At 35.0% G+C, this 20,456-nt stretch carries 14 protein-coding genes; 7 read left to right on the top strand and 7 right to left on the bottom strand.

The window, feature by feature from the left end:
• Positions 1-30: 30 nt before the first annotated feature.
• The 6 genes from SCB73_RS01350 to SCB73_RS01325 form a co-directional block, all read right to left on the bottom strand.
• Positions 31-1,317, bottom strand: coding sequence for a glycoside hydrolase 5 family protein (locus SCB73_RS01350; RefSeq protein WP_320568399.1), 1,287 nt, complete (start codon positions 1,315-1,317; stop codon positions 31-33).
• 252 nt (positions 1,318-1,569) lie between these two features.
• Complete coding sequence (locus SCB73_RS01345; protein WP_320568398.1) at positions 1,570-2,799, bottom strand: glycoside hydrolase family 26 protein; 1,230 nt, start codon at positions 2,797-2,799, stop codon at positions 1,570-1,572.
• Positions 2,796-3,992 carry an AGE family epimerase/isomerase gene (locus SCB73_RS01340; RefSeq protein WP_320568397.1) on the bottom strand — a complete coding sequence of 399 codons (1,197 nt, stop codon included), beginning with the start codon at positions 3,990-3,992 and terminating at the stop codon, positions 2,796-2,798. Before SCB73_RS01340 ends, SCB73_RS01345 begins: the two co-directional genes overlap by 4 nt.
• A 6-nt stretch (positions 3,993-3,998) precedes the next feature.
• The gene (locus SCB73_RS01335; RefSeq protein ID WP_320568396.1) at positions 3,999-5,189 is read right to left on the bottom strand and encodes a glycoside hydrolase family 130 protein; all 1,191 of its coding nucleotides are present in this window, start codon (positions 5,187-5,189) and stop codon (positions 3,999-4,001) included.
• Between the two features lie 29 nt (positions 5,190-5,218).
• Entirely contained in the window at positions 5,219-6,610 is a 1,392-nt protein-coding gene (locus SCB73_RS01330; RefSeq protein ID WP_320568395.1) for an MFS transporter, read from the bottom strand.
• Positions 6,611-6,647: 37 nt separating this feature from the next.
• Complete coding sequence (locus tag SCB73_RS01325; protein WP_320568394.1) at positions 6,648-7,784, bottom strand: glycoside hydrolase family 26 protein; 1,137 nt, start codon at positions 7,782-7,784, stop codon at positions 6,648-6,650.
• Positions 7,785-8,078: 294 nt separating this feature from the next.
• Here SCB73_RS01325 and SCB73_RS01320 point away from each other — a divergent pair, with 294 nt between their 5' ends.
• The 7 genes from SCB73_RS01320 (at position 8,079) to SCB73_RS01290 (ending at position 19,103) form a co-directional block, all read left to right on the top strand.
• Positions 8,079-8,957: an AraC family transcriptional regulator gene (locus SCB73_RS01320; protein ID WP_026728055.1), complete on the top strand. Its 879-nt coding sequence runs from the start codon at positions 8,079-8,081 to the stop codon at positions 8,955-8,957.
• 311 nt (positions 8,958-9,268) lie between these two features.
• Positions 9,269-12,460, top strand: a complete 3,192-nt coding sequence (locus SCB73_RS01315) for a SusC/RagA family TonB-linked outer membrane protein (RefSeq protein WP_320568393.1) — start codon at positions 9,269-9,271, stop codon at positions 12,458-12,460.
• Between the two features lie 13 nt (positions 12,461-12,473).
• A complete protein-coding gene (locus SCB73_RS01310; RefSeq protein ID WP_320568392.1) occupies positions 12,474-14,072 on the top strand; it encodes a RagB/SusD family nutrient uptake outer membrane protein in 1,599 nt (532 codons plus the stop codon).
• A gap of 20 nt (positions 14,073-14,092) precedes the next feature.
• Positions 14,093-15,127 carry an IPT/TIG domain-containing protein gene (locus SCB73_RS01305; RefSeq protein WP_320568391.1) on the top strand — a complete coding sequence of 345 codons (1,035 nt, stop codon included), beginning with the start codon at positions 14,093-14,095 and terminating at the stop codon, positions 15,125-15,127.
• A gap of 94 nt (positions 15,128-15,221) precedes the next feature.
• Complete coding sequence (locus tag SCB73_RS01300; protein ID WP_320568390.1) at positions 15,222-16,454, top strand: glycoside hydrolase family 27 protein; 1,233 nt, start codon at positions 15,222-15,224, stop codon at positions 16,452-16,454.
• 12 nt (positions 16,455-16,466) lie between these two features.
• A complete protein-coding gene (locus SCB73_RS01295; protein ID WP_320568389.1) occupies positions 16,467-17,432 on the top strand; it encodes a glycoside hydrolase family 5 protein in 966 nt (321 codons plus the stop codon).
• A gap of 597 nt (positions 17,433-18,029) precedes the next feature.
• Complete coding sequence (locus SCB73_RS01290; RefSeq protein ID WP_320568388.1) at positions 18,030-19,103, top strand: outer membrane beta-barrel protein; 1,074 nt, start codon at positions 18,030-18,032, stop codon at positions 19,101-19,103.
• 425 nt (positions 19,104-19,528) lie between these two features.
• On the opposite strand, the gene SCB73_RS01285 is transcribed toward SCB73_RS01290, so the two are convergent.
• Positions 19,529-20,434 carry an N-acetylmuramoyl-L-alanine amidase gene (locus tag SCB73_RS01285; RefSeq protein ID WP_320568387.1) on the bottom strand — a complete coding sequence of 302 codons (906 nt, stop codon included), beginning with the start codon at positions 20,432-20,434 and terminating at the stop codon, positions 19,529-19,531.
• Between the last annotated feature and the right edge of the window lie 22 nt (positions 20,435-20,456).

The raw sequence follows: 20,456 nt of genomic DNA, 5'->3' as shown, positions 1-20,456 counted from the left end.
AACAAAGAATACAATTTGATATGATTTCATTTATTTTTTGAATTGTAAATTGTATTTTCTCACAATTCCCAAAGTCGATTGATCTGAAGAAAAAACAGAATTCAAACCCTGTGGTTCTTGAGGCGGGTCGGTGGTTAAAGGATCTCCGGGACTCCATTTTCCAGATTCGTTTATGGCTTTTCCTTCTCCACCAAATCCCCAGAAATTTGCTCCTTGCAAGGCGCCGTTGTTTTTAACGCTTTCTGCAACTCGGCTAAAAATATAATTATAAAAAATGTTTCTGTTTGCTACTGATGATGTTGGTAGCAAACTTTCGTTTTCTCTTCCCAAACCAAATTCTTCAATAATAATTGGTCGCTTTAAATGGTTTGCAACGGCCACATGTTTGTCAATATATTTTCCAGCATTTTCCAGTGTCGGAGGCAAAGTTTTTTCAGCATTATCAGCTTTAAACCAACCCCAGTTTTTTGGCCAAATGTGCATAGTCAAATAATCAATATTCGGATTTTGATGTGTTCTTTCAAAAATTCCGATATCGTCATTCGAGCTGTTCAATCCTTCAGAACCTGTTGAAATCAAATGGTTTTTGTCTAAACTGTCCATTAAGTTTACAATATTGTTAAGCCAAACTGTAAATTTTGCTTCATTTTCAACCGTAAAAAGCCTTGGTTCATTCCCAACTTGCCATGCCATAATTGTGTTGTCTTCAGTATATTTTTTGTGAGAATAGGCGTTTGTTCTTCCCATAATAAACTTTACATGATTTTCTAAAGCTTTCATGCATGGTTCGCAACTATGAAATTGTTCTGTATAAGCCATAAATTGAGGCCAAGTATTTGGTGCAATTCCTGGAACCGGAATCGGGCCTTTGCCGTTCCATTCTAAATATTGCGACATGCCACCAGACCATTCCCAATTATTGGTCAAATACAAAACAGCATACATTTTTCGTTTGCGCATTTCATTGATCAGGAAATCTAATCCGTCGAGTAAATCTGCGTCATATTTTCCTTGGTCATATTGTAAAGCCGGACGAACAGTAAAATCATATTTTCCGCCGTCTCCGCCAACTAAAATTCTCAAATTATCGATTCCGTTTTTTTGCATCAAATCGAGTTCCTGAAGCAATCTTTTACGATCACCCACTTTTTTAGAAGCCAGCAAACTTCCGTACCAATAATTTGTTCCAATGTATGCGTACGGTTTATCGCCCTTATAAAATTGCGTTCCTTTTACTGTAATTCGTTCCTGCGCCTGACAAGCGATTGCAGCAAAAAATAAAGTGAATGCGAGGGTTTTGAGAAATATATTTTTCATATTATATTTTTTAGGAGCTAATCCTGCTATCCGTTGCAATCTTTTATTTTTTAAAGAAAAAAATAAAAGGATTTCCACTTCTATCAGGGCTAGGGTTTGTGGTTTCAATAGATGTTTTTGTTTTTCAATTTCTCACAATCTTGTCATTTCGAGGAACTAGGAATCTTCACAAGAAGCGCGACAAAGATTGGCGATTCTCGGAGAAGAGTTACTCGCGGAGATTCCTCGTTCCTCGGAATGACAAACTTTGCGTTATTTCGGCATTTCATACATCTTCGGCAAAGAATTCACTAATGCCGATTTTGATTTTGTTGCAAAAGTTTTAAAATCAGTCGCATTTGAAACCGAACCATTTGGAACATAATATCCGTCTTTGTTGTTGTTCCAAAACATTACATAACTGATTTGAATTTCATTTTTAGTTAATGCACTGTATAAAAGTGTCGAAAACCAATCGGTAATGGCAGGTGTTGTACTTGTTACGCGATAACCTGTTTCAGTTAAAGCAGCGATTTTTACTTTTGTTTTTGCATAGTCTGACAGCATTTTCAGTTTGCTATTAGCTCTGTCAGCTCCCGTTTGTCCTTGATTATCAAAATCACCATAATTATCCATCCCGATGATGTCAACATAATTATCACCCGGATAACGACTCAAATAATCAGATAGAATAGTGTACGAATTGTCAGGAGAAAAAGCATATAAAATGTTGTGAACACCTTTTGTGTTTTTTAAGTAATCAACCGTGAATTGATAGGCTTTTTTGTATTCATCAGATGTCGAAAAACTTGCTCCCCACCAAAACCAGCTTCCATCAAATTCATGAAAAGGCCTAAAAATTATCGGAATCAATTCGCCGTTTGTCCCTTTTAAGTTTGAGATAACACTGGCAACTTTATCCAGTTTTTTCTTGTACCATTCGTTATTTGTTCCGCCAGGCAAAATACTTTTGTAAGCAGTAGTTTTTTGGTCCGATGTCATATCGGCTGCATAAAAAGATTCTTCTTTGTTTGGTTCTCGTAAATGCCAGCAAAATGTATTTATCATTCCTTTTGAATAAGCGACTTTTACATCAGCAACAATTTTTTGTTCTTGTTGATAAAACCAATTATTTGCTGTGCCATCATTGCTTTTATCGGTAATAAACATAAAATCCGAACCTAAAATTGCAGGATCATAACCCGTGTTTTTTTTGATATCTGAATCGCCTCCAACATCTTGATAAAAACTATTAAAAGCATCTTGTTGACCAATTGCAGTTTTGGTTTTCGCTAATCTTTTTAAATTGTAAAATAAGGCAACTGTTTCTTTAGTAGCATTTGCATCGACCATATAGGTTGGTGCGTTTGTGGTCGTTAAAGGATCATCCTGTGTTGGCGGATCGATTATGACTTCTCCGGAATCTTCTTTATCTGAAGAGCAACTAACAATGGTTAAAATTGATAAGCTGAGAAATGCTATTTTAAGAAATGTTGTTTTCATTTTTGCGTTTTTATTCGATTGATAAGCTCTAAACATGCACGGCTATTGTGATAAGGACATTTCCAGAAACCTGCTTTGTCTTTTTCGATTAACGAATAATCACGATAAATTCCCCAAAACCACTCGCCGTTTTGTTTGTCAATAATATGTTTTTTAATGAAATCCCAATTTTTAAAAACAATATCTAAATACGTTTCGTCATCTGTTAATTGGTAGGCATTATAAAAGCCAATTAAAGCTTCTGCCTGAACCCACCAATGTTTTTCGGCAACTAATTCATTGTTTTTTGGATCAAATTCGTACCACAAACCACCATCAGAATCTAAACCTTCCTTCGTAACTTCGGCCATCAAAACAGCGTGTTTTTGATAACGTGAAATCAAGCTTTTGTCTTCAGATATTTCGGCGCATTGTAATAAAAGCCAAGCGGCCTCAACATCATGGCCGTATGAAATTACATCTGGTTTTTCGACCCAGTTTTCATCAAAAAACAAACGTAAATGCCCGGTTTTAGTGTTGATGAAATACTTGTGAATAGTTTCAAGCAATCCTATAATATCACTTTGGAGCGTTTTGTCTTTCCAGACTTTAAACAAATTCGCATAAGCTTCTACAATATGCAAATGCGTATTCATTGTTTTTTTCTCGTTGGCGTCTTTTTCGCTTAAACGCAAATCATCAATATTTTGCCAATCTCGGGTAAAGGCTTCAAAATAACCTTTGTTTTCAGAATCGTAACTGTGTTCCTGGATTTTTAAATATAAATTGATGGCTATTTCTAAAGCTTGATTATCTTTAGAAATAGCATAATATTCAGATAATCCATAAATCGCAAAAGCCAGAGCGTAAATTTGATTTTTAGTGTCTTTCGGAGTTTTGTCTACATTTATGCTCCAAAATAAACCTCCAAATTCGGTATCATAAAAATATTTTGAAAGAAATTCAAAAGCCCTTTTAGCCAATTCTTTATGCTCTTCTTTTTTAGTTACCTGATAACTGGCAGAAAAAGACCATAAAATTCGGGCATTTAAAACCGAGCCTTTTTCAGAATTAGCGAGGATGTGATCGTTGAAATCAATTTGCCCAATAAAACCGCCATTTTGATTATCGATCGTATGTTTTGACCAATATTTTAAAATAGCGTCAAGTTCTGCTGAAAGTTCAGATTTTAATTGCTTTAGTTTTGCTGACACGACGAATTATATTGCGTTATTTTTATCGATTTGGCTGATGATTGTTTTTACAGAACCTGCAGAAATAAAAGTATCTTCTGGGGTATTTGTAACGTAATCAATTAGTTTTGCAACTGATGAAACCGCAACATGCATTCGCGTATCTGATGATGCATAATAAATGTAAACTGTTCCGTCAGTATCTTCGATCCATCCATTTGAAAACAATACATTTGATACGTCGCCAACTCTTTCAATTCCTTCTGGACCCATAAAATGGCCTGCTGGAACGTGCGTTACTTTTGTGATATCATTTAAATCGGTCATGAACATATAAAGTGTATAACGCAAACCTGCCGCAGTATTACGAACGCCATGTGCCAAATGCAACCAGCCTTTTTCTGTTTTGATTGGAGCTGGGCCAAGACCATTTTTGAGTTCATAAATAGTATGATATTGTTTCCCGAAAATGATTTTTTCGTCTTTCACGATAGGATTTGTCATGTCGTCAACATATCCTAAACCGATTCCACCTCCTGAACCTACATCAATAAAACCATCTTGTGGACGCGTGTATAAAGCGTATTTTCCGTTTACGAATTCAGGATGCAATACTACATTTCGTTGTTGTCCTGTGTTCGAGATCAAATCAGGAAGTCTTTCCCAGCTTACTAAATCCTTAGAACGCACGATTCCGGCATTGGCTACAGCCGAACTTGTATCGCCTTTTGGTGCTTTTGGATCTTTTCTTTCGGTACAAAAAATACCATAAACCCAGCCGTCTTCGTGGTTAATCAAGCGCATATCATAAACGTTTGTATCCGGTTCTTCGGTTTGCGGAATTACACATGGTTTTTCCCAAAATTTGAAATTATCAATTCCGTTTGGACTTTCTGCAATAGCAAAAAAAGATTTTCTGTCGATTCCTTCAACACGTACTGCAAGCAAATATTTCTTGTTCCATTTCATTGCGCCAGCGTTGAAAGCAGCATTCATCCCGATTCTTTCCTGCAAAAACGGATTTGTTTTTTCGTTTAAATCAAAACGCCAGTTCAAAGGCACGTGAGCCGCAGTAACAACAGGGTTTTGATAACGCTGATAGATTCCGTTTCCTGCATTTTCTTCAGGAGCATTTTTTTGCTCAATGAGTGTTTTATGTTCTTTTTCTAATGCTGCTTTTCGATCTTGAAAACCAACTGAAGATGCTATTGTTGTCATATATTTTTATTTCTGTATCTGATTTATGTTTAAATTTTTTGGTCTCTTTTTTCGTTTAAATCTTGTTCGATCGTTTGCAGTTTTTCTTCAGATAAAGGATAGAATAAGATAAAAGCGACTGATATTGCTGCTGCGATTGCAGGAAGTATACTTAACATTAACTGAATTCCGTGTTGTGCTGTGGCAGTTTGTTCAACATTGGCTTGAAAACCGTAATAACCCAAAAGCCATCCGGCGCCAGCACCACCAATTGTCCATCCGAATTTTTGTGACATTGATGAAGCTGAAAATATTAATCCAGTTGCACGACGTCCTTGTTTCCATTCCGAATAATCGGCGCTGTCTGCATACATTGACCAGATTAATGGAAAAATACAACCCGCACAAATACTGATTAAAAGTTGGAAAGTCATAATTAGGAAAACATCTTCTTTTCCGAAGAAATAGAAAATCATGCTTAAAATTGAAGCCAGAGCCATTGCTCCGAAAAAGGTCTTTTTCTTCCCAATTTTGTTCGCAATTGGAGTTGCCAAAATCACTCCGATAATATTTGCCGCTTGACCCAAAACCAAATAGATGGAAGTTGGCGTCATGTGGAAATCAGTTCCAAAAAGCGAAAAATCAAAGTTGATAGAACTGCTTACATAATATTTGAAATAATAAACGGCCGCACCATCTCGGATAGAGTTAAAAACTAAAGTCCCAATTCCTGCGCCTAATAAAATCCACCAAGGACGGTTTTGAAGTAAATCTTTTAGATCTTCTTTTAAATTTGATTCTTCGTTTTCAATTGGTTTTACTCTTTCTTTGGTAAAGAAAAAACAAGCCCAGAAAAATGCTGTTGTAATAAATCCGAAAACGGCAATTGTGATTAACCAGCCTGTTTTAGAGTTCAGGCTCCCACCAAAATAGTTCACCAAAGGTTCTATCAGCCAAAGTGCCAAAAGACTTCCTCCAAAAGCAAAAACCATTCGGTATGAAGATAAAGTTGTTCTTTCTTTTCGGTCAGACGACATTACGCCCAAAAGTGAAGCATAAGGAACATTGATTAAGGAATAAATCATCATCATTAGCGAATAAGTCACGTATGCGTAGATGATTTTTCCTTTTTCATCAAAGTCTGGAGTATAAAAAGTCAAAACTCCAATTACGGCAAAAGGCACGGCAACCCACAGCAAATAGGGTCTGAATTTCCCCCATTTTGTTTTTGTTCTGTCGGCAATGATTCCTACGATAGGGTCAAAACAGGAATCCCAGATTCTTGTAATTAAAAACATGGTTCCTACGACAGCCGGCGCTAATCCGAAAACATCGGTATAGAAAAAGAGAAGATACATGCTGAAAATTTTCCAAAACATGGATGATGCAGCGTCTCCAAGACCGTAACCGATTTTTTCTTTTAAATTAATTTTGTCGTGCATTGAGTTCTTTTTAATGGTTGTAATTTAGATTTGGTTGTTATTTTAAAACTTTTTGAATGTCTTTTTCAAAGAGCGTTTTATCGAGGTTGTAAAAATCGATAAAATCCTTTTCGCTGACTTGTCCTGAAAACGGAGCGTAATAATGCATTTTTTGTTCCTTCTCTTGCCAGCCGTGGTTTCTCCAAAGCAAAACATAAGATATTTTGTAATCACCAATCGCTTTGTTTAAAGTTCCTGTCCACCATTTTGGATCTGGAACAGCTTCGTAACCTGCTTCGGCAATGGCGATTAATTTGTGTTTTTCTAAACCAATTTCGTTTATAATTTTAAGTTGCTTCTGAACTTCGTCAATGAATTTTTTGCCGTCTTTGTCGTCATTATTTTGATAACTGTCAAAGCTCAAAATATCGGCATAATTATCGCCAGGATAATTCGCGAGAAAATCTTCTTTTGTGCCAAAACTGCTAGTATTGTAAATATAAATTAGGTTGTGAACGCCCTTTTTTTGAAGGTATTCAAAGGTGAATTTCCATATTGCTTTGAATTCTTCAGGCGTACAATTTCCTTTTCCCCACCAAAACCAGCCTCCAGTAAGTTCGTGATAAGGTCTGAAAAGTATCGGAATGTTTTTCCCTTTTTTATCTTTCAAAGACAGAAAGAAAACGGAAGCTTTATCAAGCCTAGAAGTAAATTTTTTATGATTTTCGCCGCCAGGCAAAATTGTTTTGATCGTATTTGGGGTGTTGTCCCAAGCATTTTTTCCGGTTGCGGGATTGTCAAAATGCCAGCTTATTGTCGAAATTCCGCCACGTTCATTTGCTTCTTTTATGTATTGCTTCATTTTATCAAAAGGAACTCCGTCGATATTTTTATAATCGTCTTTTTCCAAACCCGCGATATCCCAGCCATAAACTGCTGGATAATCTCCTGCTGTTTCTTTGACATCGCTTCGGCCGTTTTCATATTTCCAATTTACGCCATAAGCAAGGTCGTCTTGATGCCCGAAAAGATATCCTTTCTGGATTAATTGATTTAGTTTTTTATAAAGTGCTACAGTTTCAGGTGTCGCTTTTTTATCTGAAATTGACAAATTAGTATCACTTACAATGCTTTTTGAAGAGCATGAAGTTCCTATAAATAGGATTATAAAAATAGCAAGTATGTTTTTTTTCATTTGGTTTTTTTATGTAATCTGCACAGAATTAGGTCTTGAGCACGTGATTTTTACAGTGTAAATTTCAATCGATAATTCAGCATGGTTTTCTAGATAAAATTATTAAAACTATAAAAAGATATTCTAGAAAAAATGATTAATGTTTATTATTAATACAGTTTTTATAAAATTGATAATTCTATTTTTCAAAGATAATTGGATGTTTATTCTGTAATTAATATTATTTTATCAATTATATATCATATTATTGCAAACAAAAAATGACCTATTATTTCATGAAATAGTTTTTAAGATATGAGCAACGCTAAAAATTTTTATAGAGAAATCGCACCGCTATCGGCTGGAGATAGTTTTTTGGTTTTTGACAGAGTTAAGGATAGTTTTGATTTTCCTGTTCATTATCATCCAGAGTTTGAGATCAATTTTATCTTAAATGGAAAAGGAGTGAAGCGTGTTGTTGGAGATAATATTGAGGAAATCGACAATGTTGAATTGGTTTTAATTGGGCCAAATTTATATCATGGTTGGGAGTTGAATAAATGCACGAGCAAAAAAATTCATGAAATCACAATACAGTTTCATAATGATTTATTTCACGAATCGTTGCTTTCAAGACGAATCATGAATCCGATCCGAGATATGTTTAACAGATCGATCCATGGAATTCTTTTTTCAAAAAAAACAGCCGAAGAATTGACGCCAAGGCTTGTAAGACTGTCTAAATTAGACGGAATGGATTATTTTTTGGAAATTACTTCCTTATTATATGATCTGGCAAATTCCAGAAATCAGCGTTTGCTTTCTACTTATACGGTAGATTATGATACGTTTGATGATTATGATAAAATGAAGTTGGTTTATGAATATGTTCAGAAAAACTTTGCTGATAAAATCACTTTAGAAGATGCTGCAAATGTGGCAAGCATGTCTATAATTTCTTTTAATCGATTTATTAAAAAACGCACAGGAAAAACTTTTGTCAACTATATTAACGATATCCGAATAGGATATGCGGCACGCTGGCTGGTTGAGAAAGATATGAGTGTTTCTGAAGTCGCTTTTAAATCTGGTTTCAATAATATTGCCAACTTTAATCGTAGTTTTAAAGCGACCAAAAATTGCACTCCTAGCCAATATCGCGAAGAATTTTCGGGATTGAAACGTATTTTATAGTGATACTTTTTTTTCACAAACAAATATTATTTTTAACGAAATCGTTTGCTTTTGGCAAATTCGTTCATTTTTATTTATAAGAACTGGTGATTTAAGAGATGTTATTGTGAAAAACGTAATTAAAGTCTGTTTTTATTTTCATATGTGTTTTTTTTAACTGATATAGTAAAAATATTATCATTAAATGATATAATACTATCGATTTGATGTTTTGTTCTGTTATAGATTTGTTACATAATTTAGGAAATAAATCACACCCTTTTTATTGCTTAATTATGAGTAAAACAATTTAAACTAACCAAACATTTATTATGAAAAAACTAATGACTAACTTTATTCATTGGAATGCTAACCACAGAGCGGTTCCTTTGATTTTATTCTTGTTACTGACTAGTAATTTTATTACTGCTCAGGTTAAAATATCAGGAGTAGTTTCTGATGACAAGGGATTGACCATTCCGGGAGCCAACATTTCTGTTGTTGGCACAAAAACTACTGCCTCAACTGATTTTGATGGTAAATACACGATCGATGCTCCTGCAAACGGAACTTTATTAGTTTCATTTATTGGATTTGATTCTCAAAAAATAGCTGTCGGCGGCAGAACAAAAATCAATGTTACGCTGCAATCTAGCTCAGAAGATTTAAAAGAGGTAGTTGTAATTGGTTACGGAACTCAGAAAAAGAAAGACGTAAACGGTTCAATATCTTCGGTAAAGTCATCAGATATTGAAAATTTAAAGCAAGTTTCTATCGATCAGATGCTTCAGGGTAAAGCGGCTGGGGTTTCGGTAACAAACAACTCTGGACAGCCTGGAGGTGCAGCTTCTGTAAGAGTTCGTGGAACTACTTCTATTACAGGGACAAACGAGCCTTTGTATGTAATTGATGGTGTGCCTATTTCTGGAGACGCAACTGGAAAATCTACAAGTGGCCAGACTTTGGCAGGAAAAGACGGTTTTTCTTCTTCGGGAGGAAGCGGAAACAACGCGATGAGCCCGCTTTCTATGATCAATCCAAATGATATTGAATCTATGGATATCTTGAAAGATGCTTCTGCAACAGCAATTTATGGATCTAGAGGTGCAAATGGTGTTATCATTATTACTACAAAACAAGGTAAAAAAGGAACAGGAAAAGTATCTTATGAAAACTACACTTCGTTCGCAACTGTTGCCAATAAATTAGATGTTTTGACTTTGCCAGAATATGCAACTTTGAAAACTAATTTGGCAAAATTATGGGGTTTCCAAACACGTCAGGAATTTTCTCATCCTGAATTATTGGGGCCTGGAACGAATTGGCAAGATGAGGTTTATAGAACAGCTATTTCAAACAGCCATCAGTTATCTTTTTCTGGTGCTAAAGATGGAACAAGCTACTATTTGTCTGGAAGTTATTTAGATAACGAAGGAACGATCATCAATTCTGGTTTAAAAAGATATACAGTTAGATTGAATTTGGATTCTAAAATCAAGTCTTGGTTGAGAGTTGGAGGAAATCTTACAGGTGGTATCACAAATGAAAGAATTACAGTTAACCAAAGTTTCTCTGGTTTGATTTCAAACACTTTATTACAGTCGCCTGATATCCCAGTTAGAAATGTAGATGGAACTTTTGCCGGACCACCAACATCAGAGCAGAGCGTAACCTATTATAATCCAGTTGCTGAAGCTTTAACTAGAGATAATAAATTGATTAGAAAAAATTTCCTTGGAAATGTATATGCTGAGGCTGAAATTGTTAAAGGCTTGAAATACCGTATCGAATTAGCTGCAAATACTGAATTTTCTGAAAATGACGATTTCAGACCATCTTATAAATGGGGAAGCCAAACCAATTTATTAGCAGATCTTGATGTAAGAAGACAAAATTGGTATTCTACAAACATCAAAAATTTATTGACTTACGATAAAACTATTGGGAAACATAAATTCACGGTTTTAGCAGGTCAGGAAGCTAACGATTCTCATTGGGAAGGTTTGATTGCATCAGCGCAAGGCTTCAAAACCAATTCAATTCATACAATAAATTTAGCTGATGTAGATAATAATACAGTTACTCAATATAAAGGTAGTGCATCACTTTCGTCTCTTTTTGCTCGTATTATTTATGATTTCAATGATAAATACAGTATTACGGCTTCGATCAGACAGGACGTTTCGTCTAAATTTGACCCAACTACAGACAATCAAAAAGGTGTTTTCAATGCGATTTCTGGTTCTTGGAGATTGTCTAATGAATCTTTCATGGAAGGAACACGCAAATATATTGACAATATTAAATTTAGAATTGGTTACGGAGAAACTGGAAATCAGCAAATTCCAAACAACAGTTACTCTGCAATGTTAGGAACTCAAAATTCAGGATTAGGAAGCGGATTTTTACCGTCAAATTATCCAAATCCAAATTTAGTTTGGGAATCATTAAACCAAACCAATATTGGTATCGACTTTACTTTGTTTGACAGTAAACTTTCTGCAAGTTTTGATGTTTATGACAAAAAATCAGAAGGTTTCTTATTCCAAGTGCCATTGCCGCTTTACTTAACTGGAGGTGGAGGTCAATACGGAGGAGTTTCGGCACCTTATTCTAATTTAGGTACAATGAGCAACAAAGGTTTTGATTTGACTCTTGGTTATGACTTGAGATCTACAGGAAATTTCAATTGGAATGCTTCAATGGTGGTTTCTCATTACAAAAATAATTTGGATGAAATCGCAAACGGAATTGTGTTGACGCAAGAGGTAAATACAAACGGATATCAGCCAGTTGTTGTTACTAATACTACAGTTGGAAATCCAATTGGATTGTTCTACGGATATAAAACAGACGGAATTTTTAAAGATCAGGCAGTTTTAGATAAAGCACCGCTTCAATTTGGTCAGGCTGTTGGAACTGGAGCTGGAGAAACTTCACTTGGAGATGTGAAATATGTTGATGTAAATGGCGACGGAAAAATTGATGCCGCTGATAAAACGTTCATCGGAAATCCGCATCCAAAATTCACTTACGGTTTTACAAATAATTTCAAGTATAAAAATGTAGATCTTTCTATTTTCCTTCAAGGATCATACGGAAATGATGTTATGAACTTGACGAAAAGAGCAGGAACAACAAATGCTTCTTTGTATGACAATCAGTTAGTTGATGCAATGGATTATTATTCTTCTACAAATACGGCAAGCAATAATCCAAGACCACTTGCTGATGCTTCAAATACTAACTTGCTGATTTCGGATCGTTATGTTGAGGATGGTTCTTATTTGAGAATTCAAAACGTTACGTTAGGGTATTCTTTGCCACAGGATGTTATTTCAAAATATAAAATTTCAAGATTAAGATTATACGGATCTGCTCAAAATTTATACACGTTTACTAAATATTCAGGTTACGATCCAGAGATTGGTTCATTTAATCAAAATGTGCTTTTATCAGGAATTGACAACGGAAGATATCCAATTGCAAGAACGTTTTTAGTTGGTCTTAACTTAGAATTTTAAAAATTAAAAAAAAATGAAAAAGAAATCTTTTTTAACTCGATATAGTTTGCTTTTGATAGCAACGGCATTTCTGACTTTTGCTTCATGTTCAGATGATTTTACAGACAGACCTTCTGAAGATGGAATAAGTTTAGATTCATATTACAGCACAAACGATCAGGTTTCATCGGCTACAAATGGTATGTACAGCAGAACTTGGTTCCAAATGTATAACAAGTTTTGGTGGGCGCTTGAAGTGGGTTCAGGAAACATGTATTCAGGTTCTCCTGACGTAAGCGGATTAAGAACATTTTCACTAAACGGAAGTGATCCTGAATTAGTAAATGGTTGGTCGTCATTATGGGCAAATGTGCAGCAATCTAATATGATTATTAACTTTTTGGCTGCCAGAGTAGGTCCAGACGTCGATAAAGCAGTTTTGAACAATACAATCGGAGAAGCTTACTTCATGAGAGCTACGGCTTATTTTGATTTGGTAAGGCTTTGGGGGCCGGTGCCAATTATTGAAAACCCGCTGGATTATACAAGTAATCCTTATGTGAATACAAATACAGTTGCTGATATTTATAAATTAATCACAATGGATTATTTAAAAGCAATTGAATTATTAGCTGCTAAAACAAGAGGAACTAATTATGCAAATAATGGACACGTTTCTAAAGGTTCTGCAAGAGCAATGTTGGCTAAAGTGTATTTGTACCAAAAAGATTATGCAAATGCAAAAGCTATGGCAGAAGCTGTAATCAGTAGTGGAGAATTTAAATTGTTAGGAGGAGATCAATTGCCAACGAAGAGTTTTGGTGATTTGTTTACTTATCCAAACAATAATAACGAAGAATCTATTTTTGCCATTCAATGGAAAGGTGACGGAGCGTATGGTTCTGCAAACAACTGTAACACACAGTTTGGATTTCAAGACGGAACATTATCTACATCAAATGCTTCGTATGCAGGAGTTTTTGGCCCAAGCCAAGAAGTGCTTCTTTCTCTATATGGAGCAGGAGATGTGAGAAAGCATGAAACAGTTATGGTAGGCGGAGATTCTTACCCAAATATCAAAACTACACAAGGTATTGGTTTTACAGTTCCAACTGGTAAAGATTTGGCTCAGGCATCTGGCGGTGGAATTAAAAAATACTGTATTGGTATTGTAAACGGAAGTGCTACCGGTCAAGCCGATGCGTGGGCAATGATGGACAACAATACTTATAAAATGCGTTACGCTGAATTATTGCTGATTCATGCAGAAGCAGTTTTAGGAACAAATGCGAGTACTACAGATGCTAGCGCTTTAAGCTCAATCAATGCTGTAAGAAAGAGAGCTGGTTTGGCAAATTTAACATCAATTACTTTTGACGACATCTTTTTAGAAAGAAGAAAAGAATTGTGTTTTGAAGGTGATTATTGGTTTGATCTAGGACGTATTGACAAAAACAAAGCAATCGCAATTATGTCGGCTCAAAATAGAGGAGACCGATATGCTGAACGTCATTACACGCCAGTTTACAGCCAAGATCATGCAACAAATGATTTTTATATGGATTATCCGGATAATGAGGTGGCTAAAAATCCTAAGTTATTGCAAGCGCCAGTTCCATATACTTTTAAATAATTACTAAAAAATTGACAACTATGAAAAATATAAAAATAAAATACCTTTTGCCTTTTGTTATGGCATTTATGGTACTGGGAGTGTTTTCATCTTGTAGTAATGATGAAGCTTCAAGTAGCGGAGGTGGGCCAGTAATTACAAGTGTTTCGTTATCTAAAGAAGGGACTTTGGTTCCAGTAACGGTGGGTGATCCTAAAAATTACTATATCATTCAAGGAACTGGGCTTTCAACTGTTTCAAAAATCTATTTTAATGACTTTGATACGTATTTCAATCCAACATTAGTGACTGATACTGCAATATTTGTATTGATTGATGAAAAAACACCTTATGCAAATTCAAGCAATAAATTAAAATTGGTTACAAAACAAGGGACCGTTTTATACGACTTTGTAGTGGCACCACCAACGCCAAAATTCAATAGCTATAATTCCATTAATGCGGCAGCTGGTGATATTGTAACGGTTTATGGTGATTATTTCTTGAATCCAACAGTAAAAGTTGGAACAATTGATGTGCCAGTTATTTCTTCAACATTGACAGAAATTAAATTTAAAATGCCAGCCAATGCTACAGATAAATATGTGACTGTAACAAATATTTCAGGTTCTACAACTTCTGAAGAAGCTGTTGGATCAGCTTTGTATGATGATGTTTTGCAAGGAGATGCTGGACACTGGATGTGGAGCGGCGGAGATACATTTGATACAAATTTCAAAGATGATAAAGTTCAGGGTGAAGCTGCAATTAAATTTGTTTTTGGAGGATGGAATGGAGCCGATATGAAGTTCAATTCGAGAGATGTTTCAAAATATAAAGCTTTCAGAGTAAAAGTGAAGAGTGTTTCAACTAACACTGGAGCGAGCGTAATATTTGTTTTTGGAGGATGGGCGTATCAAATCAAAAAAACAATAACATCGCAATGGACAACAATTGAGATTCCGTTTTCTGATATCGGAAATCCAACAACTTTTGACCAGTTAACGCTTCAAGAATCAGGAAATTTTGGTGGAAACACAATCCTTATGGACGACATGGGATTTGTTTTGAAATAGTAAGCAGTAATTTCTTTTGAGTTTGGTTTAAGTATTCCCTAATTTTCTCAGTTAGGGAATACTTTTTTTAAAATAATTAATTAAAAGTCTTAAAATGAAAAAGATTATTTCAGTACTTGTTTTATTTGTTTCAACATTAAGTTTCGGACAAGGAAATACGCATAATCAAACAGGAGGAAAATTCGAAGGTTTAGCCATGACGCCTCCAATGGGATGGAATTCTTGGAATACTTTTGGAACCGATATTAATGAAAAATTAGTAAAAGAAACGGCCGATATTATGGTTTCGTCAGGTTTGGCTGCCGCTGGTTACAATTATATTGTTTTGGATGACGGTTGGATGACGCATGAGCGCGATGCAAATGGTGATCTTGTTCCTGATCCAGTTAAATTTCCTAGCGGAATGAAAGCGCTTGTTGATTATGTTCATAGCAAAGGCTTGAAATTTGGTTTATACAATTGCGCCGGAACTCAAACTTGTGCCGGATATCCAGGAACTCGTGGTTATGAATATCAAGATGCTCGATTTTATGCTAAATTAGCAATCGATTTCTTGAAATACGATTGGTGCAATACAAAAGGAATTACCGCTCCCGAAGCTTATACCACAATGAGCAATGCTCTGAAGACTGCTGGAAGGCCAATTGTTTTTAGTTTATGCGAATGGGGCGACAATCAGCCATGGGAATGGGGGAAACCTATCGGGAATCTTTGGAGGATTTCGGGGGATATTTATCCTTGTTTTGATTGCGAATTCAAACATCCGGAAAATTGGTCCTCTTGGGGATTTATGAAAATTGCCGAAATGCGAAAAGATATCCGTAAATATTCGGGTCCAGATCATTGGAATGATTTTGACATGATGGAAGTTGGAAACGAAATGAATGATACCGAAGACAAAGCACATTTTGCGATGTGGTGCATGTTGTCATCGCCATTATTTTCAGGAAACGATTATCGAAAAATGTCGAAAGAAACATTAGCAATTTTGACGAATAAGAACTTGATCGCAGTGAATCAAGATAAACTCGGAATTCAAGGATTTAAATATGCAGCAGAAGATGGTCTAGAAGTTTGGGTTAAACCTTTATCCGATGGAAATTGGGCAATTACTTTTTTAAACAGAAGCGACGTTGCTAAAAAGATTAATTTCGATTTTAAAAAGAATATTATTAAGGATGCCGATTTTGGCTATGAAGCCGACTTTAATAAAGTGACTTATAAAATAAAAGATCTTTGGAAAAACAAAGAAATCGGAACAACTAAAAAGAATTTTATTTCAGATCTTGCTTCACATGATGTAATTACACTTCGATTAACTCCTTAAAATTTTAAATTTATGAAATCAAAAGCTTGTCTTCTTACTCTTGTTTTGTTGCTAATTATGGGCAATTTGCAGGCTCAGTTTGTTAAAAAGCATGGCCAGTTGAGTGTGAAAGGAACTCAGTTAGTGGATCAAAATAATGAGCCAATTGTTTTGCGAGGTTTGAGTTTTGGCTGGCATAGCATGTGGCCTAGATTTTATAATGAAAAAGCAGTAAGTTGGCTGAAAAAGGATTTCAATTGTAATGTTGTTCGCGCGGCAGTAGGAATTGAGTTAGGTGAGTGGTCCTATATGAAAGATCCGCAGTTTGCAAAAGAAAAACTAGAAGCAGTTATAAACGGTGCGATCAAATCTGATATTTATGTAGTTATTGATTGGCACAGTCACAATATTAATTTAAAGGAAGCTTCAGTTTTTTTTGAAGAGATGTCAAGAAAGTATGCGAAATACCCTAATATAATATATGAGGTGTTCAATGAGCCGGATTATGAAACTTGGTGGGAAGTCAAAACTTATGCTGAGGAGATCATACGCATCATTAGGGAAAATGATCCTAATAATGTTATTTTGGTTGGTTGCCCCCGCTGGGATCAAGACATTAATCTTCCTGCAGATGATCCTATTGTAGGATACTCTAATATAATGTACACCATGCATTTTTACGCGGCGACTCACGGCAAGGAATTAAGAGATCGAACTGATGCAGCAATAAAAAAAGGATTGCCTGTTTTTGTTTCAGAATCTGCCGGAATGGAAGCTTCAGGCGACGGACCGTTAAATATGAAAGCTTGGCAAGAATACATTGATTGGATGGAAACCAGAAAGATTAGCTGGATTACATGGTCCGTTTCTGATAAAGATGAAACGTGCTCTATTTTGAAGAAATCGGCAAAGTCTGAAGGAAAATGGAAAGATGAAGATTTGAAACAATCTGGAATCAAGGTTAGGGAGTTTTTAAGAAAATATAATAGTCAGGAATAGTATAATTATCCTGTTTCCTTTATAGGCCTGTTCATTTTTTGAACAGGCTTTTTTTTGTTTTAAAATCAAAAAAATGGCTTAAGAGATCAAAAGGTTTAGGGGAGCTTTTGTAGGGGTGTTTTTGTAGGAATTTATATTTTTTGGAAATCAATATTTTTGATTGGGATGGTTTTTAAGGTGAAATCTATTTTTATTTCAATTTTTGAAATACCCCCTAAAAAAATAGGGGTTGTTGGTTTTTTGCCTATTTTTTTGCCGGATTATAGTTGTATTTTTTATTTGTATTTCATTTTTTGCTCGATTTAAGGCGTGTAAAAGGTAAAATAGCATTGTTGAATTTTCAAAAATGAATCCGTATAAATATCAAATAACGATTATTGCTTGTTTAATTTTTGTAATCCATAATTCTGCTTCTAAAACGTCAAAAAAGTACTTTTGGATTGTTCTACTCATACAAAAGTTAATAAATTCGCTAATGAAAATGAAGAGGTTTTTTGAGCAAGATGAAAGATTTTTTGGATTGACATATACTATTAATTACAGCTATATAAAGATTAACTAACCAAAATCAATTAATAACCAAAAACCAATTAAAACATGAAAAAAGTATTACACATTTTTGCCGCGATGTTAACGAGTTCTTTTGCCTTTGCTCAAGATGATACAGAAACAACAACTTCACCAGCGACGACATGGGGCGGATCAGCGGATGCGTACTATAAATACGATTTTTCGAAACAAATGAATGGATTAACGAGCTTTACCAACTCTCAGGATTCGTTCGAACTAGGAATGGCGTCTGTTGAAGCGGGGCATACTTTCGGAAAAGCTTCTGTATTTGTAGATTTAGGATTCGGAAAAAGAGCCGGCGAATTTTCATACAATGAAACAACAGATAAAGATATAAATGCGAAATTTTTAATTAAACAATTATTTTTTACTTACCAAGTTACCGAAAAATTCAAATTTGTTGTGGGTAGTTTTGGTACTCACATCGGATACGAGGTTTTAGATGCTGTCGATAATAAAAACTACAGTATGTCGTATGCCTTTTCTTATGGACCGTTCTTTAATACAGGTTTAAAAGCGCAATATACTTCAGGAAAGTTTACAGCGATGTTTGGTATAACCAACCCAACAGACTTTAAATCGGCTATGGATGCAGGTTCATCTCAAAAAACATATATCGGACAAGTTGGATATATTGGTGAAACAGGAAGTGCTTATTTGAATTTTACATCAGGAAGTTCAAATCCAGCATCAGACGAAAATAAAACGCAATTTGATTTGGTTGCTTCAAAAACATTAAGCGACAGTTTTGCTCTTGGATTTAATGCAACTTATGCAAAAACTAAAAATGATTTTGTAAGTGCAGATGATGGAGAATGGTTCTCATTGGTAGGATACGCAAATTATTCATTCTCTCCGTCTTTATTATTGGCTTACAGAATGGAATATTTTGATGCTAAAAGTGCTGCGCCAAGTTTAGGGACATTGACAGGTTCAAATGTTTTTGCAAACACGGTTTCTTTAAATTACAAAGTTGGAAAACTAACTATAATTCCTGAGTTAAGATACGATGCTGCATCAGAAGATATCTTTTTAGATAAAGATGCTATGCCAACAGGCGGTTCGATTTTTGCTCTGGTTGCTACAACATACTCTTTCTAGAGATAAAGATTGATATTTTTTTTTTTTTTGGAGCTGTCGAGACATACTAATGTTTTGGCAGCTTTTTTATTTGGGTACGTTTTAGGTTTCAAGTTTCAAGTTTCAAGTTTCAAGTTTCAAGTTTCAAGTTTCAAGTTTCAAGTTTGCTGTTGTTATTGCTATTGTTCTTGTTAACTATTGTTATTGTTGGAGTGGAAGCGTACTGAAATGTGTCTTTTCGTTTTAGTAAAATATGTTTTCGGAATAAGATACATTGAAATAGCACGCAGATGACACAGATTAAACAGATTTACACAGGTATAAAAAAACAGTGATAATCTGTTTAATTTGTTTGATCTGTGGGCCAGTTAGCCAGTAAGGAAATAAAAAAAGAGGCTGTTTTTTGTTATAAAACAGCCTCTTTATATTTTGTGTGGAATTAATTATTACTGAATTTGTTTTTTATAAATCGAGTAAATAGTATCTATTGTTTTTCGATCTAGCGTCGGAGTAACATCAGTTTGAATATAATGCAACTTAAAAGCCATAATTGCCGCCGAAAGATTTTTTGTATTGTAACCAATGATTCTTAGAGCTGGTTCAATTTTGAAATCAAAAGGAGCCTCTTCTAAAACTTCATCTGGCCAAATTCCGAAACCTTTTTCTGCCAATGTTTTCCATGGGAATAAGGCGCTCGGATCTTGTTTTCTTCCTGGAGCAATATCAGAGTGGCCTAATATGTTTTGCGTCGGAATATTGTAGTCTTTTTTTAATTTTGTCAAAAGAGCAACAAGACTGCTGATTTGGCTTTCGGTAAAAGGTTTGAATCCATTATTGTCCAATTCAATTCCGATTGAGCTTGAATTGATATCAGTATTTTTTCCCCAAGTTGACGCTCCTGCGTGCCATGCTCTTAAATAATCATTAAGCATTTGCACCACTTTTCCGTTTTCCGAAATAATATAATGAGCGCTTACTTGTGTTTTTGTTTTTGTAAAAGTATTTATGGTTTGTTTAAGAGAATCCTGAGCTGTGTGATGAATGATGATGAAGCTTGGTTTTCTTAAGTTAAAATTCACAGTTCCAATCCATTCTGTTGTGATGCCATTTACCAAATGAGTCGAGCCTGTTTTTGATAAAGTATCTTTTACAATACCTAACTGAGCAGCATAAGTAGTATCTATTACAACGGGGCTAATTGCTGGAATAGATTGTGGATCTTTGCTTGTAATTTGATTTTCCAAATTTTTAAGTTGCTGATCGTAAACCTTCTCAGTACTTTTATATGGATTTGTAGAGCAAGAAGTTATTATAATTGCTAAAATCAAATAACATAAATGTTTTTTTATCATGGTCATTTACATTTTGAGATGA

Origin of the sequence: Flavobacterium sp. KACC 22761, from assembly GCF_034058155.1 — a bacterium.
In the GTDB taxonomy this organism is placed as follows: Bacteria; Bacteroidota; Bacteroidia; order Flavobacteriales; family Flavobacteriaceae; genus Flavobacterium.
This window is presented reverse-complemented; position numbering and strand designations above follow the sequence as displayed.

Bases quoted from the DNA above. Each gene is read 5' to 3' on its own strand.
- SCB73_RS01325 (WP_320568394.1), bottom strand. From the start codon at position 7,784: ATGAAAAAAAACATACTTGCTATTTTTATAATCCTATTTATAGGAACT.
- SCB73_RS01285 (WP_320568387.1), bottom strand. From the start codon at position 20,434: ATGATAAAAAAACATTTATGTTATTTGATTTTAGCAATTATAATAACT.
- SCB73_RS01345 (WP_320568398.1), bottom strand. From the start codon at position 2,799: ATGAAAACAACATTTCTTAAAATAGCATTTCTCAGCTTATCAATTTTA.
- SCB73_RS01300 (WP_320568390.1), top strand. From the start codon at position 15,222: ATGAAAAAGATTATTTCAGTACTTGTTTTATTTGTTTCAACATTAAGT.
- SCB73_RS01315 (WP_320568393.1), top strand. From the start codon at position 9,269: ATGAAAAAACTAATGACTAACTTTATTCATTGGAATGCTAACCACAGA.
- SCB73_RS01305 (WP_320568391.1), top strand. From the start codon at position 14,093: ATGAAAAATATAAAAATAAAATACCTTTTGCCTTTTGTTATGGCATTT.
- SCB73_RS01330 (WP_320568395.1), bottom strand. From the start codon at position 6,610: ATGCACGACAAAATTAATTTAAAAGAAAAAATCGGTTACGGTCTTGGA.
- SCB73_RS01350 (WP_320568399.1), bottom strand. From the start codon at position 1,317: ATGAAAAATATATTTCTCAAAACCCTCGCATTCACTTTATTTTTTGCT.
- SCB73_RS01335 (WP_320568396.1), bottom strand. From the start codon at position 5,189: ATGACAACAATAGCATCTTCAGTTGGTTTTCAAGATCGAAAAGCAGCA.
- SCB73_RS01310 (WP_320568392.1), top strand. From the start codon at position 12,474: ATGAAAAAGAAATCTTTTTTAACTCGATATAGTTTGCTTTTGATAGCA.
- SCB73_RS01320 (WP_026728055.1), top strand. From the start codon at position 8,079: ATGAGCAACGCTAAAAATTTTTATAGAGAAATCGCACCGCTATCGGCT.
- SCB73_RS01290 (WP_320568388.1), top strand. From the start codon at position 18,030: ATGAAAAAAGTATTACACATTTTTGCCGCGATGTTAACGAGTTCTTTT.
- SCB73_RS01295 (WP_320568389.1), top strand. From the start codon at position 16,467: ATGAAATCAAAAGCTTGTCTTCTTACTCTTGTTTTGTTGCTAATTATG.